The sequence below is a fragment of the Paenibacillus fonticola DSM 21315 genome, assembly GCF_000381905.1.
Taxonomy (GTDB): domain Bacteria; phylum Bacillota; class Bacilli; order Paenibacillales; family Paenibacillaceae; genus Fontibacillus; species Fontibacillus fonticola.
This window is the reverse complement of record NZ_KB907263.1, coordinates 13,215-27,690: the sequence shown is the minus strand read 5'-3', so window position 1 is coordinate 27,690 and position 14,476 is coordinate 13,215. Positions and strand designations below refer to the sequence as shown.

The window sequence follows — 14,476 nt, the reverse complement described above, 5'->3', positions numbered from 1 at the left end:
TCATGAAAATATTATGGATAGCAAGCCTAAAACTCCGGCGAATATCATAAATCCACCGCCAATTCTTACGGATAATACGTATAAGTCTGAAGGTTCACTTCCGTCTTGGGTAGTCCAACTAGCATTTATTTTCCAAACCACACCTGGTTTTAGCATCATAAATACTCCGAAAGCCAAAAAGCATTATTCAATTTCATGATGATTTAGCTTATAATTAAAGAAAGCCTAATTCCTGGAAGGAGGATTGCTATGAAATTAATAGATTACGTCATTCTTAGTATTTTTGTAATAGCTGCATTAATGATTTTATTTCGGGTTTTATCGGTTCATAGAGCTGAGATATACAGTCCAAACGTATTGGCTGAAAAGTTCTCCAACTTTTTCGGCTATTCCTCTAAGGGGATGAAACAAGTTAGAGGGAATGGATATTTAACTTTAACTAAAGATGCTTTAAATTTCAAAATGTACTTTCCATTAAAAATAGTAGAAATACCCATTAGCCAAATTATAGAAACTGAAATAGGTTACGAACATCTTGGAAAAATAAATTTCTATTTGCTCCGTATTCGGTATAATGCTGATGACTGTGTGGAGACTGTTGCCTGGAGAGTTGCTGATGCTGAAACATGGAGCGATAAAATTAATGAGCTGAAATTTGGCACTTGACCGATTCTAAAAATCCTTATCTTAAATAGCAGCCATTGTTTAAATCGAATGTAGCTCCCGTATAGTGCTTGGATTTATCCGCTAGCAAAAATACAACCGTTTCAGCCACATCCTCGGGCAGCACGGGTGAATCGATGAGCTGGTGGCTAAGATACTCCTTCTTTCTCCATTCTGGAATGACTTCCATCATGGAAGTGTTAACCATCGTTGGCGCAACTGCATTTACGCGTATGTAGGGAGCGAAATTCATCGCACAGCTCTTGGTCAATCCAAGCAGGGCCGCTTTGGTCAGGCCGTAAATCGCGTCGGAGCTTCCTTCTAATCCCGATACGGAGGAGATGTTTACAATCGTTCCCTTCCGCATGTTCTGCTCTTTTCCGATTAACATCTTTCCGAACATCTGGGAAAAATAAACCGCCCCTTTAACATTGACGTCAATGACCCTGACGATTTCATCTTCCTGGTAATCCAATATACTCTTGGCCAAATAAATCCCCGCGTTGTTAACCAGACCGTCCAAATCACTGTGCTCTTGAGTTAGATAAGCAAAAAATCCGCTGACCCGGCTGTAATTGCTTATATCAAGTTGGTACGTGGTGAGCTTGAAAGGTGCGTCGGTTAAAGATTGTTTTTCATGCAGAGACTCTAATTCATGTAAAGCTTGTTTGTTCACATCACAGGCAATGACCGAGGCGCCTTCGGACAAACAATAACGTACGATTTCCTTTCCGATTCCGGAAGCGGCACCGGTTACGATTATTTTTCTGTTAGACAGCAATGCAATCTCCTCCTGTTAGAGCTGTAACTCCCAGGTTTCCCCGGTAAGCTTTGGTCCAAAGTTGGAATGCTCTTCTTCATATACAAGCTGAAAGCCCTTGTTCCGGTAAATATTTCGGGCAGCAATAAGTACATGATTCGTCCAAAGGACTATTTTTTGATACCCTGCCCGTCTGGCAAAACGGATCGCCTCCTCCACAAGCCGTGATCCTAACCCAACGCCGCGGGCTTTCGGATCGACAATCAGCAGGCCGATTTTAGCTGTAGTGTCGTTCTCTTGCGCAAGTACAATGGAGCCGACGTTCTCCCCGCTCATCTCAGCGATCCAGCAATGTTCTTTCTTCGGTTTGTAGTTATGGATAAAATCATCGGCAATTTGCGAGACGGCGGCTTCAAATCGCTCATCCCAGCCATACTCCCGGGAATACAGCATACCATGCTTGTTTATGATCCAGCCGATATCGCCAGGGGCATGGGAACGCAAAATAAACGGTTCGGAATATTTGAAATCAGGAGTTAGCAGTTGCTCGATCGTTTGCATCGCCTCCAGCAGCCGCAGCTGTTCCCAATCCGGAATTTCTGCCAGCATTTCCGCCACTTCCTCATTTGCCCGCTGATTAAGCGGCGCATAGGCGCTTATGCCTTTTTCCGTTAAATATCATTTTTCGGCCGTCCACCTCCGAACGGATTTTGTCAATGAATCCCTGCTGTTCAAATTTGGCGAGAATCCGGCTTAAATAACCTGCGTCAATACCTAGCCTGTTTAATAAAAAACGCCGATCACTCTAAAGTGTTCAGCGATCTTTTTAGCTCGGCTGTTTGGGTTATTACATAATTAAAGTGATTCCTCTGTTAAATCTTGCTATATATCACTCTTCTATTAAACATTGTTTTTTCAAGGAACGCAATTAGCCCGAAATTCGGATATTCCTGCTTCTTACAAGCTTACAAACACATATACAAATCATGTTATAATATCTTCGATATTTGGGCCAGATCGACGGATGGCAATCTGATTAACATTGAAATGCAGCTTTTTAATAAATATGACATAGAAAAACGCACACTATACTATTGGAGCAAACGATACTCAAGCCAGTTGCACCAAGGTCAAACCTACAAAGAGCTGAAGATGAATGAACCGACACTGAAGAAAGCGATGGACACGCTGGAGTTTTTAAGTCTTGACCGGGAAGCTCGCCGCCTGTAAGAAGAACGGCAGAAATATTTGCTCGATGAGGCTTCCATGATTGAATGGGCTACCGAAAAAGGACTGAAGGAAGGCCGAGCCAAAGGTATAGCTAAAGGTCGAGATGAGGGACGAGTTGAAGGGCGAGTTGAAGGAGAACGCAGCAAGGCCATCGAAATAGCAAAAAATATGTTAGCCCTCGGACTTGAGGTTGCTGTTATCGCCAAAGCAAGCGGCCTGTCCGAAGCCGAGGTTGATTCGTTAAAGTCGGAGAAATGAAGAGCAAGATAAATAATCGCCACACCTCTTTGCGATAAAGGTATGGCGATTTACTGCTGTGGAAAGCTATTCCCACGCAATGCCTGTAGCTTAGCCAGCTAGCTCTCCATTACTATTCTGCTATCCGAATCTATCATTAATCAATCGGCGCCAATTTCGCTTCAATTTCTGCACGTCGTGCTTCTAAGAATGGAGGCAGATCCAAGGCTTGACCAAGCTCCTCAACCGTCGAATCTGCAGTGAATCCCGGGCCGTCTGTCGCGATTTCAAATAAAATACTGTTCAGATCACGGAAATATAAGCTTTGGAAGTAATAACGATCCACAATTCCTGTGGAGTGAAAGCCATGCTCTTTAACCCTCTTGTCCCAATAACGCAATTCTTCCTCGTTCTTTACCCGTATTGCTAAATGATGAATGCTTCCTCTTCCTGGTCGTTCACGAGGTCCTTCTTTTTGTTTAATGATAATCTCTCCAAATGCCTCTACGGCAACAGATTGATAAATGGCTTCTTCATTGGAACGAGACACTTCTGTATAACCGAACATGTCCCTTAAGACTTTCGCTAACCTTTCCAGATTACGCACCGTTATTTCCACTGTACCCATGCCTAAAATACGATGCTTCTGCTCGACATTCGAGCCTGCCCAAGCCGACCAATTTTCAGGGACTTCAGCGCCGTCATTATTTAATAGAAGCAACCGCAGCCCTTCCGGGTCTTTAAAATGCAAAGCATCCCTGCCCGCATATTTCGTAATTTCACCATGTTCTACACTCCATAACTCAAAGCGGTTTTTCCAGAAAATCAAACTTTCATAAGACGGAACAAGCAAACCGATTCGAGTAATCGCATTTGTACCGCGAACTGTCGTTCCTGCATTGGGCATTTCAAAAAACGACAGCTCTGTTCCGGGACTGCCAGTTAAATCCCCATAAAAGAGATGGTACATGCTGGGATCATCCTGATTGACGGTTTTCTTCACTCTGCGCAGCCCCAATACTTGCCGATAAAATTGATTATTGATTTGGGCGTTCTTTGTAATCATTGAAATATGATGATGTCCTGGAATGGTATACATCGCAATTCCTCCTTTTAACTTGGCTAAAGAAGTGATGGTGTAAAAAAATTATTCCGGCGGCAATTCTTTTTTTGGGCTATGTTGTGTACACGCATCATTAATGTATATAGTGTCTTTTATTCCTCTTCGCTTAATACATCGTCAAAAGAGATGACGTTTGAAAGGCAAGCTGCTCAGGCATTACTTGTTGCAAAATAGCTTCGGCTTTCACTGTAAGGCTAATCGTATTTGTCTTCCAATCCTGCTTGCGCACGCACGATATACCTTCCTTCCGAAAATAATATAGTTTTTAGGTGAAAAACAAAACATTTTTCGGTCTACTACTCCTTGCATTCTGATAAAATAAAGGCAAGCAGTAACATTTTTCAGGAACGTAACCAAGGAGGATATTTTATGACGAAACCTGTAAAGCAGAACGAGCCTTTAGTTACCCACATTTATACCGCAGACCCTTCAGCCCACGTATTCGAGGGCAAATTGTATATCTACCCGTCTCATGACCTCGATCATGAAATGGAATCCAATGACAACGGCGACCAGTACGATATGGAGGATTACCACGTTCTATCTATGGAGGATGTAAACTCTCCTTGCGTCGACCACGGCGAAGTGCTGCATCTTCGCGATATTCCATGGGCCAGGCAGCAGTTATGGGCTCCCGATGCCGCCTATAAGAACAATACATACTATTTGTTCTTCCCTGCCAGGGATCATGACGGCATCTTCAGACTCGGCGTAGCTACGAGCTCTTCGCCAGCCGGTCCATTCACGCCGCAGCCGGATTATATGCCTGGAAGCTACAGCATCGATCCTGCCGTTCTCGTTGATGAGGATGATAAGGCGTATATTTATTTCGGCGGACTGTGGGGCGGACAGTTGGAGAAATGGCAAACCGGCAGCTTCAAACCGGACGCGGAAGGACCCGCTGCAAACGCGCCTGCGCTTGGCCCAAGAGTGGCTGAGTTGAGCGAGGATATGCTGACTTTCAAAGAGACGCCTGTGGAAATATCCATCGTGGATGAGGAAGGCAATCCGCTGCTTGCCGGCGATGAGGATAGAAGATTTTTCGAAGGTCCGTGGGTTCATAAACATAACGGATACTACTACCTGTCCTATTCAACCGGTTCTACGCACAAAATCGTATACGCTATGAGCAAAAATCCAATGGGTCCCTACGTTTACAAAGGGACCATTCTGACGCCTGTACTAGGCTGGACAACCCACCATTCCATCGTGCAATTCAAGGATAAGTGGTATCTATTCTACCATGACTGCTCTTTATCCGGGGGTGCTGACAACAAGCGGAGCGTAAAATTCACGGAACTGAAATATAACGAAGATGGGACAATCCAAACGATTGACCCTTATAACAACTAAGACAGGAAACGGAACGGGACCGTGCGGCCAAACTTTCATTGGCGCAGTACGGTTCCCTATGATTACTATTGTTAAATTGTGCCTGATGCACCCTGCCGGCGGATTTCATAATAATATACAGTGTTGTCTTCTCGCCCACGCGCCAAAATCATCCTTTTCTTCACCTATTTATAACATTACTATACCAAAAAAGACCGTACTGTACGGTCTCTAAAAATGAGAATCTGTTGTGAGGATATTTTAAAATGCTGAAAAAGAATTCCCTGTATCTTCTCTTGATCATCACATTTTCCTTTATCATTTACGTCATCTATTACAATTTTGTTCACGATCCGCAAGCGGCCAGCTTTTTAGGACACAAAACAAATCTTAAGCGGCCTCTCCAAATTCCCGTTTGGCTCAATGTCATGTATGTCCACGTCATGTTTGCCTGTTTGGCCATGGGATCGGGCATCGTAAATTTTTCTAGCTACGTCTTCAACCGCTTTCGCAAATTTCATAAAGTCAACGGCTATATCTATATCGTCTCCTTGATTATTGTCGTTATTACGTCGGGTTATATGGCTCCATACGCAACGGGCGGGAAACTGGCCAGCATCCCCTTCAATCTACTGAATATCCTATGGCCTGCCATGACGTTCATCGCGCTGTATCATATCAAGAAGAGAAACATGATTCGCCACCGGAACTGGATGTTCCGCAGCTATGCCTTCTGTTTTACGAATTTGTTCATTCACCTGATTACCTTTATATCCCATAATGCATTTGGAATTACTTATGAGACCAGCTACATTTATGGAGTATACGGCTCGTTCACGCTGCTGCTTGTTTTACCGTCGCTGATATTGGCCCGCAAGAAGAGTTTGTTTGATAAATTTTAATCTGCTGCTAAATTAAATAATAAAGAAGCCCAAGCGGCATTTCCGCTCAGGCTCTGGCAAACTAGAACATCAGCTTTCTTGGATGCATTTATTTTACACTGCCTCAACCTCTCGAGTGCATGGGGCGAAAGTTTATAGATTGCGCTGTGTAATTAGTAAATAAATGCACGAGATACAATAACCAACAGAATGAACAGAACGAGGATTACGCCCGTGCTAGTAAAAATATGAGCACAGCTACAGCTGCCGATTCCACCTATTTCTCCCATCGCCACATCCCCCTTTCGCCGTATATGTTAAATTGTATGAATGTATGGAAATGAAGGATTGGACTCTTAGAGAAAAATCCGCATATATACATCCGTTTACTTGGGTCATTGCCTATGGGAACGGATGTGGATAAGGATTAAGCTCCTGTGGCGTAAGGCCTTGATTGACATACCCCAGCTTCATCGGTACTTCCAACACTCTGTTTAATCCGGTCAAACGGGTAAGATGATGCCCAAACGTCATAGGCAGCATTCCAGGTATAAGCACTTTCACGCAACGCAACCCGTTTTGAAGCGTCTCGCTAGATGATTGGTCTACAACAACGACATCCATCTTAAGCCTGCTGAACCCTTGAATAAGCTGCTTCAAATCATCCGTTAAATCTTCATTTGCCGGTACATCGCGAAACTCTTCAGCAAAAGTTCGGACAGGGCGCCGTTCGTCCAATAAAAACTGCAGCCGTTCCTCCGCCTCCGGCAAGCTATAGAGCAGAGAATGATCTTCCATTTGCTGTACAAGCAGCGAATCATCCAACATAGCTCTGGCTTCCTGTCTTCGCTCCCTAAAACGTTTTTCAGCCATCGGGATCATCCCTGACAGCTCGTGAATGGCGCTCTTAGCCGCCCGGACCGGATCAAGATGAGCTCCTGCAGCACAGATCAGATTCACCCCATGCCCTTTTCGTCCCTTACCCAATGCCCATACGCTTGGAATTCCATTTTCCATCGTCGTATTGAACAAATGCAGCTCAAATCCTGTGACAGCCTGCAAACGATCAATCATCATTTCCAGCTCTGGATCTCCTGCTGAGCTGGGATCAAGCCGCGGTACCGGCAGCCGGGCATACCAGGTCAACAGAAAGGAATCCCGCTCTACTACCTCGAATATGCCATACAAAATAGCCTCCTCTAGGCTTCCTCCTAACGCGCATCCGTTGGAGGTTTCATATACAAAACCCCCTCCGGCACCCAAACTGTAATAAGCCAGCAATTGGGGAACCAGAACTGGACGCTTCTGCAGAAAAGAATAGCCCCAAACCCATTCCATTTCGGAATCCGGATCAAACGGCATAAACGGAAAATCCGGCTGTTCGTACTGCTCCTTCGCATGAAAGCCTACATTTGACGGATCTATCGCATCCGCCTTAAGACGGGAGTAACTGTCGTACACAATTGTTCGTTTGCCTCGGGGAGTTACTCCGCAATACCGTTCCAATCCCTCCAATATAGCTGCAAGCTCGCTATCCGTATAAGAATGCGAACGCCCCCCCGTTACCTCATTGTAATAACCTAAAGGAAGATTTATGGCCACACCTGCGAAGGGGGATAGCAGATCCAACTGCTTGTCATTAAATATTCCGGTACGTTCGTCCCAGTAATCCTTAACCAGAACCGCCTGCAGTTCACCCATCGAACGGCAGCGGTAACTGTCATTTAGTTTGAGGCAGGCCGTTAGCGATATTTCCGCGGCTTCGGGCGAATCATCGGGCAATCCTCCGCATACCGGACAAGTCCCATCCGGCAGAACATAATGGATAGAGCTGCACAAGTCACTTAATTGAATTACATGGACGTGCCCTTCCGTATTTGCAATATCGCCTCGAAGTACCTTAGTTGTTTCTGAAGCGATAATATGGGCTATATAATTAATTGCCGCCGGAGATATTTCAAACGAATAATCGGGGACATAATCAGGTGATACGAGCTGTAGCAGCATCTCCTCGACCTCTTTGCGATTGCTTCCCGCTAAAGAAAGCCGTGTTTCGGCGCACTGGAAGCATCCGGCCATCCCCGGACGGTTCAACGGCCCCACTATTCCTTCTCCTAATGCTACATAAGCACCTAACCAGGGGATGCCGCGGGGGAGCAGTGCATGCTGTGCTTCATGAAAAAAGGCAGAGTTGTCATGCTCCTGAATTACCAGTACGATATCTCCGTCTGGGATCTCTTCACTGAAATCCATTCTGCGGATTATATTATACCCGGACAAACGTTTACATACGGTATCTGCAAGTGCTCCCTCCCCCATGATCACGACAGTATTCAAGAGGCTTCCTCCTCTCCAATCATGACTCCATACACAAGAAACGGACCTTTGCCGAGGAATGATTCACTCTTCATATCAAATACTTCAAGTCGTTTATGATGCTGCTTTAATGTATTCAGGGCCGACAGCAGCAAGGATCTGTCACCTATCGAATCACTAGCGGGTATCATCATCTCCAGCATGTCGTGATCGCTCCAAACTACATCGGAAACGGCAGCGCCTTCAGACTGATTCAACGCCTTCTGCAGGGATTGACGAAGCGCATGCGTAAAACTAAAATCTGCGCTGCCATACCAGGAGGAATTTGAATAAACCCATACGACCGGAAAACCAAGCAAAGGCTCACCGGGTGCAATTAGAGGCTTGTCATCTTTGTTGCTTAAAGCCTTCAAATAATACCGGCAGCGGGAATCTTCAATTTGTGCGCTTGGAGCAAGCGAAACAACGGGTTTCTGAAACTCCGTTCGTTTGTTGAATTGTTTAGCCAAACAAGCTCTAAGCCCACGCCACGCCGCTTCGATACCTGTGCACCCTGCCCCGGCTTCGATGCTATCCTGCAGTTTCGAAGGCAGTCCGGAAAACTGCGTCGATATCAAACGGGCTGCATACGCTTCAATCCCCCTTAATCCAGACTCCCGCCGCGCCTCTTCATGGGTCAGTCCACTGCATACGATAGCTGGCAGCAGCTGCGCAGGTCCCTCCGGATATGGGTCAACAGGTTGAACAAGACACTGGGCCAGCGGAAGCTGAATGAGGCTCGCCTCCCCCCATGCATGAAAAATCCCTGTTACGGTTGAAGTCAATCGGCGGAATGCTGAAAACCATTCCTTCTCGTGCTCCTTTTCCCGTCCATCTGTCAATTCCAAGCTAAACTCCTGATCGTCCACACGGGATGCCCTATCAAAGCCGGACACGAGAGGGTGAGGGAGTATCGAATGCCAGCCGCCAGTCAGCGTGACCGGATCCAGAATAAAACAATGATTTTTGCAATCCGGCTCCTTTTCACCTTTCACAGCTTGCTGCCATTCATGCACTACTAAGTTCGACAAAAGGCCTGCGGCCGCAGTGTCTAAAAACAGAGGATCCCGGTTGTCCGGGAAGACGGACGCGTGGATGCGCCGCCATGCCGATTCCCATCGGCCTTCTCCGTCAGCAAGAAGCAGCGGGCCAATTATCCCCCTGCCTCTGATGACAATAGCCGGGAGCATCTGTTTCCTTTCGGCAATACAAGCACGTTGAAGCTTGCGAAGCTCCTCGATTTCGCCATTCTGCGAAACATACAAAATAAATGAAAAAGGTCTAACGAGCAGCCTCCAGTCCGAATCCTCGTATTCTGTGACGTTAAGCACATTTAGCGGAGCCGCTGAGTCGCTGCAGTGAGAGTACTGCTCCAAGAACTTCCTCAGCTCTACGACGTCTGTTGCCTGCCCGTTCGTTATACGTACCGTCAGCTTGGATAAGCCTGCCTCGTACCAGGATTCAACCAGTGAGAGCAGGATTGGGCCAGATCCGACTGCGAGCGCGCCCTCTTCTTGACAGAACATCCTGCACGACTCCCTCCCCAACTTTTTTGTACCTTAAAACAACGATCAAGCTAATGGGTCCACAGTTCTCCCGAACGACAAAATTCATTTTAAAGATATGTCGTCATCCCTTGTTCTATGACTTCTCTCCCTTATCGATTCAAATATCTTTCATACGCAGCTTGTTGGATTTCCAATGCGCGTTCAATACCCAAATCTTTCATTTGCTCGACGTACTTATCATAGGCCTCTACAGGTTCGTTCCCAAGAATAATTTTTAATTCCGCTTCTTTGACCAATGCATTAATGTCATTCATAATGCTGGCCATTTCATCCGCTTCCTCTGCAGTTGGCGTAATCGCAGGCAGAAGATGCTGCTCATGATTCGTATTTCTCCAAATGTCCAAAGCTTCCGCCGTTTGCGAATACTTTGCCGGCAAGTTATTGTCTCGCTGTATCATCGGGAAGTTCGTTCCATGAGAATACTGCATCATCACCTGATCGCTGCTAAGGCCTTCAGGATTGTTGACAACCAGGTCCGTATATACTGGTGTGCCATTTTGAATCTCGTACGTAACGCCCTCGATACCGAAACTGTTCAGCATGCTGCCTTCCTCGGAATAGGCGTAATCAAGCCAGCGCATGGCGGCTTCGATATGTTCGGATTTAGCGGAAATCGCGGCCGAACTTGTTCCTGCATAAGCATTGTCAAGCTGGCCAAATTCAGGCTTGGTTCCCTTCACCCGCGTCGGATAAGGCGCTGCCACATAACTGGCGTTTGGATCTGTTTCCTGGGCAGCCGCATTGTATTTCTCAATATAGAACTGCCACCCGAACGTTGCCCCACTGACGGAGGAGCTCATTTTCTTATCAACAGTTACTGCATCGATGGCAGCAAAATCCTTGTCGATTAACCCTTCCTTATACCACTGGTTCATCGTTTTAAGATACTCTTTATACTCCGGCTCCAAGTATCCATAGACCACCTTGCCATCGTTGACGTAATAATTTCCCATTACGCCGAATGCACCGGCGAAACCTCCTGTCCGCTCCCCTAGAAACAGCGTTCGGAAAGTGACGGGGGCGGCCGCGTTCTTTTTCTCCTTAAACGCTTTCAGAACGGTATACCATTCATCGATCGTTTCCGGAATTTCCAGGCCCAGCTCGTCCAGCCAATCCTTGCGAATAATTGGGCCGCCATAGACACGTCCTGCCTCTGATCGGATGAATGGGAACGCGTAATAAGTGCCGTTGTCCGTTTTGATCATCTTATCGATATCCGGGTTCTCTTCCAGCGTTCGTTTTAAATTAGGCGCGTATTTATCGATATAATCATTGAGTTTTAAAATGTAGCCCTGCTCTACCGCCTTTTCCGGCCCTCCTGGATACTGCAGCCATGTATTGAGGAAAATATCCGGTAATTCGCCAGTAGCAAGCAATAGGCTGAACTTCTGGTCGGTCATCGGTGTGCCGCCTAGATGCTTAATTGAAATACCCGTTCTCTTCTCGTACTCCTCATCGATCGGCGCTATTTCCGGAATCCCCGTTAACGACTCGTTCATGAACGTCAGCTCAATATTTCCGGGCATAGGATAGGTAAATTCCGCTGTCTTCTCATTGGAGACCGGCTCAGGGGCCGTTTCGCTATTGTTTAAAACGCTATTCGCGCCATCACAGCCCGCAGCAAGCAAAGCTGCCGAAAGCAAAACCATGATTATCCTCGTAAACTTGCTCTTTATAAATTTCATCGTCCCCATCTGACCTCCATTCAATATATCATCAACACAATTGAAACACGCTGATCATGTAAAAAAGGACGATAGACCATTTAAGCCCTATCGTTATTTCTTAATGGCGAATGGATCGATTTATACCGGCCTGGCGTTATGCCTTCATATTTCTTAAACACACGAATAAAAGCACTGCTGCTTAAAAAACCGGCATGAAGCGCGGTCTCATCTATCGATGCGCCTTGTTCCAGCAGGCGCTTTGCTTCTTTGATCCGCGTCTGGCTGATATAATCATGCAGTCCTCCTCCAGCATACTCTTTGAACAGCTTGGATACGTACTGTGGAGTGAAGCCAAAGTGCGTCCCGATCATGGATACGCTGAGATTAACATCAGCATAGTGCGTTTCGACAAATTCAGCGACCTGCTCTGCTACTCTGGATGAGGAAGCCATCAGCAGCTTGGCATTAACCAGCTCACAGACGGTCGACAGTATTTCTAGCAGCTCTTGCCTGAATTCAGCGCGCGAAGAACAGGCCAAGAGGCGCTTTACCGGGCGGCGCTCTTCCCAGAGCGTTGTTTTATGAGTTTCCTGGGGAACTACTTTTATCATCGTGCTCGCCAAATCGATCAACAAGCATTTGACCATCTCAATAGAAGCCTGGTGGCTGAATATATGCGTAATCATACTATCGACCATTTCAGACGCCTTCTGAAAATCACCGCTCTTTATTAAATTGATCAAGATTAACTCTTCATTAATAGAATAAGCATAAACAGTATCGTCAGGCTTAATATCCCCGTACCAGACAAAGGTGTTCTCCTCGAGAATAAGCCGATATTCCTGAGCCTCAAGCGCCTGTAAAAAAGCGGGGTGAATTCCCTCTAATGAAGAGTACATATCGCTGCCGGATACGGCAAAGGAAAGCCGATACCGCTGCTCGATGAATTCATGCGCTTTGGAAACCGCTGCCTCCATATCCTCCTGCCAAGCCTCCAGACGTTCTGGATGAATATTAACTATCGCTGCTAATAATCCATCCATTTCTGTAAACAGAACGTTATGCTGCCGGCCTATCAAATCCTTTACAATGTTGGAAACAATAAAATGAGAGAGGTTCAACGGAAGTTCCGTCTCCTGGTTCGGATTCATATAAAAAAGCAGGACAGCGAAATGCTCCGACAACCATTCCATCCGATGGATTTTGGCCGCCTCCTTCACGGACATTGCCTGTTCTGTCTGTCCCTTCAGCAGCTTCGATAAATAGTAACTTTGCAGCACCCGAAGCTGCTGCATCTGGCTGTTGTTCATATCATCCCGTTCCTGCAATGTGGCCAGCACACTCTCACGGATAAACGTATATTCATCCGTTTCTCCTTTCCGCTCCATTTTCACATTGGGGAATATATTTACCAATTGTTGAATCGGATCATAGTTTTTGCGGGCAAAGTATGTAATTACACCCCCGCCAATCAAACAGCAAATAAGCAAGCCGAGTAAATTTAGTTTATGAATTTCCCTGGCTTTTTCCCAAAACACATCTGTCGGAAACACGCTTACATACCGCCATTTTGTAGTGTCCGATTCCACATAGGTTACCATATTCTCTTTATCGTTTATCAATTGAAGACTGGAGCCTGCAATGCCCTTGCCATCCCGATTTTGAAACAATATCCGGTCGTTGTCGTCAACAATGTATACCTCGCCTTTATTTACCCAGTCGACGTTTTCCAGTAAATGCTGAATCTTGTTTCTATTCAAGGGTAATATGAGTGTTCCGTGCCGGACGCCTGCGGCTTTCCTGGAAAGAGACTCCATAAACACCGCAGTGTTTGCGGATTTTCCGGACTCCACAATCGGCATCCATTGATATTTTTTTAGCTGCTGATTGTGCAGATCCTGCAGCCACTGCTCATAAGTATAGGTGTTGGACTTATGCATCATCGAATAGAACAATTCGCTTTCCGCATATGTTTCGCTGGTCAGCATCTTGTCCAGTTTGCTTGAATAAATGTAAATGCCGCTGATAAAATCGTTAGCCGATTTATATTTGTTTAATTCTTGACCGGTTTTATAAATGGTATAAGATTGGGCAGCCTCTGTTTCATTATCCAGCTCCAAAAACTTCAGCACATCGGTATGAATGGAGAGCTGCGCTGCCAGCTTCTCGGCCTGCTTAAGCTCGCTATCCACGATATATTTGACTTGCTTCAGCATCGCGCTGTTGGCACGCTGGATTTCATATTCGACGATTTGAGTCGTTTGCATATATACTATAGCGCTTACAATAAGTGGAATCAGCAAAATGACTGCATAAGAAATAATCCATTTCAACGTTATGCTTTTCCTGAATTTAAATCGGCTTCGCCACATAAATCCATGCCCCCAAGTCCCTTTTCTTTTAGTTATTCTTTTAGTTATCAAATTTACATTATATCGAATCTATCCCTCACTTTCGGTATGCAATTTAATGATTCAACTGACAATAATGCAACAGCCGCGATCTACAATTTGAAACTGATCAGCAATTTCTAAACTGTCTATGGCTCATTGTATAGTGCAGACAGCATTTCAATCCAATCCATCGTGATGAGCGAAATTTTTTTATAAAAAGAAGGATGTAACAAAAATAGACCTGCTGATCAGCAGATCTACCAACTT

At 45.6% G+C, this 14,476-nt stretch carries 13 protein-coding genes and 2 pseudogenes; 4 read left to right on the top strand and 11 right to left on the bottom strand.

Annotation, left to right across the window (positions count from 1 at the left end):
* Positions 1-177, bottom strand: coding sequence for a DUF6199 family natural product biosynthesis protein (locus G358_RS34430; protein WP_338042711.1), 177 nt, complete (start codon positions 175-177; stop codon positions 1-3).
* Between the two features lie 72 nt (positions 178-249).
* On the opposite strand from G358_RS34430, the gene G358_RS0118470 reads away from it, so the two are divergent.
* On the top strand, positions 250-666 hold the full coding sequence (locus G358_RS0118470) for a hypothetical protein (RefSeq protein ID WP_019638733.1): 417 nt from the start codon (positions 250-252) through the stop codon (positions 664-666).
* A 16-nt stretch (positions 667-682) separates the two neighbouring features.
* Here G358_RS0118470 and G358_RS0118465 read toward each other — a convergent pair whose 3' ends face one another.
* The 3 genes from G358_RS0118465 to G358_RS34590 are packed head-to-tail and all read right to left on the bottom strand — an operon-like array spanning position 683 to position 2,171.
* On the bottom strand, positions 683-1,444 hold the full coding sequence (locus G358_RS0118465) for an SDR family NAD(P)-dependent oxidoreductase (RefSeq protein ID WP_019638732.1): 762 nt from the start codon (positions 1,442-1,444) through the stop codon (positions 683-685).
* Between the two features lie 15 nt (positions 1,445-1,459).
* Entirely contained in the window at positions 1,460-2,032 is a 573-nt protein-coding gene (locus G358_RS31355; RefSeq protein ID WP_019638731.1) for a GNAT family N-acetyltransferase, read from the bottom strand.
* A 28-nt stretch (positions 2,033-2,060) separates the two neighbouring features.
* Complete coding sequence (locus G358_RS34590; protein ID WP_420836067.1) at positions 2,061-2,171, bottom strand: hypothetical protein; 111 nt, start codon at positions 2,169-2,171, stop codon at positions 2,061-2,063.
* A gap of 227 nt (positions 2,172-2,398) precedes the next feature.
* Between G358_RS34590 and G358_RS31350 the strand changes: the two are divergent.
* A pseudogene (locus G358_RS31350) lies at positions 2,399-2,911 on the top strand (PD-(D/E)XK nuclease family transposase).
* Between the two features lie 136 nt (positions 2,912-3,047).
* Here the strand turns inward: G358_RS31350 and G358_RS0118450 are convergent.
* Together G358_RS0118450 and G358_RS34040 are read right to left on the bottom strand one after the other, a co-directional pair.
* On the bottom strand, positions 3,048-3,989 hold the full coding sequence (locus G358_RS0118450) for a ring-cleaving dioxygenase (protein ID WP_019638728.1): 942 nt from the start codon (positions 3,987-3,989) through the stop codon (positions 3,048-3,050).
* Positions 3,990-4,037: 48 nt separating this feature from the next.
* Positions 4,038-4,260: pseudogene (locus tag G358_RS34040) on the bottom strand (transcriptional regulator); the annotation flags it as partial.
* A gap of 122 nt (positions 4,261-4,382) precedes the next feature.
* Here G358_RS34040 and G358_RS0118440 point away from each other — a divergent pair.
* Together G358_RS0118440 and G358_RS0118435 are read left to right on the top strand one after the other, a co-directional pair.
* A complete protein-coding gene (locus G358_RS0118440; RefSeq protein WP_019638727.1) occupies positions 4,383-5,366 on the top strand; it encodes a glycoside hydrolase family 43 protein in 984 nt (327 codons plus the stop codon).
* Between the two features lie 245 nt (positions 5,367-5,611).
* Complete coding sequence (locus G358_RS0118435) at positions 5,612-6,247, top strand: DUF2306 domain-containing protein (protein WP_019638726.1); 636 nt, start codon at positions 5,612-5,614, stop codon at positions 6,245-6,247.
* A gap of 152 nt (positions 6,248-6,399) precedes the next feature.
* Here the strand turns inward: G358_RS0118435 and G358_RS34035 are convergent, their stop codons facing one another.
* The 5 genes from G358_RS34035 to G358_RS0118410 form a co-directional block, all read right to left on the bottom strand.
* On the bottom strand, positions 6,400-6,516 hold the full coding sequence (locus G358_RS34035) for a hypothetical protein (protein ID WP_019638725.1): 117 nt from the start codon (positions 6,514-6,516) through the stop codon (positions 6,400-6,402).
* 112 nt (positions 6,517-6,628) lie between these two features.
* Positions 6,629-8,563, bottom strand: coding sequence for a TOMM precursor leader peptide-binding protein (locus tag G358_RS0118425; protein WP_019638724.1), 1,935 nt, complete (start codon positions 8,561-8,563; stop codon positions 6,629-6,631).
* Positions 8,560-10,107: a hypothetical protein gene (locus G358_RS0118420; protein WP_019638723.1), complete on the bottom strand. Its 1,548-nt coding sequence runs from the start codon at positions 10,105-10,107 to the stop codon at positions 8,560-8,562. Before G358_RS0118420 ends, G358_RS0118425 begins: the two co-directional genes overlap by 4 nt.
* A gap of 131 nt (positions 10,108-10,238) precedes the next feature.
* Positions 10,239-11,798: an extracellular solute-binding protein gene (locus G358_RS0118415; protein WP_240480065.1), complete on the bottom strand. Its 1,560-nt coding sequence runs from the start codon at positions 11,796-11,798 to the stop codon at positions 10,239-10,241.
* 116 nt (positions 11,799-11,914) lie between these two features.
* Positions 11,915-14,149, bottom strand: a complete 2,235-nt coding sequence (locus tag G358_RS0118410) for a helix-turn-helix domain-containing protein (protein ID WP_240480063.1) — start codon at positions 14,147-14,149, stop codon at positions 11,915-11,917.
* Between the last annotated feature and the right edge of the window lie 327 nt (positions 14,150-14,476).

What these genes read in the sequence shown, in the direction of transcription:
- G358_RS0118435 (WP_019638726.1), top strand. Translation starts at nt 5,612, where the DNA reads ATGCTGAAAAAGAATTCCCTGTATCTTCTCTTGATCATCACATTTTCC.
- G358_RS0118415 (WP_240480065.1), bottom strand. Translation starts at nt 11,798, where the DNA reads ATGGTTTTGCTTTCGGCAGCTTTGCTTGCTGCGGGCTGTGATGGCGCG.
- G358_RS0118440 (WP_019638727.1), top strand. Translation starts at nt 4,383, where the DNA reads ATGACGAAACCTGTAAAGCAGAACGAGCCTTTAGTTACCCACATTTAT.
- G358_RS0118470 (WP_019638733.1), top strand. Translation starts at nt 250, where the DNA reads ATGAAATTAATAGATTACGTCATTCTTAGTATTTTTGTAATAGCTGCA.
- G358_RS0118450 (WP_019638728.1), bottom strand. Translation starts at nt 3,989, where the DNA reads ATGTATACCATTCCAGGACATCATCATATTTCAATGATTACAAAGAAC.
- G358_RS34035 (WP_019638725.1), bottom strand. Translation starts at nt 6,516, where the DNA reads ATGGGAGAAATAGGTGGAATCGGCAGCTGTAGCTGTGCTCATATTTTT.
- G358_RS0118420 (WP_019638723.1), bottom strand. Translation starts at nt 10,107, where the DNA reads ATGTTCTGTCAAGAAGAGGGCGCGCTCGCAGTCGGATCTGGCCCAATC.
- G358_RS31355 (WP_019638731.1), bottom strand. Translation starts at nt 2,032, where the DNA reads ATGCTGGCAGAAATTCCGGATTGGGAACAGCTGCGGCTGCTGGAGGCG.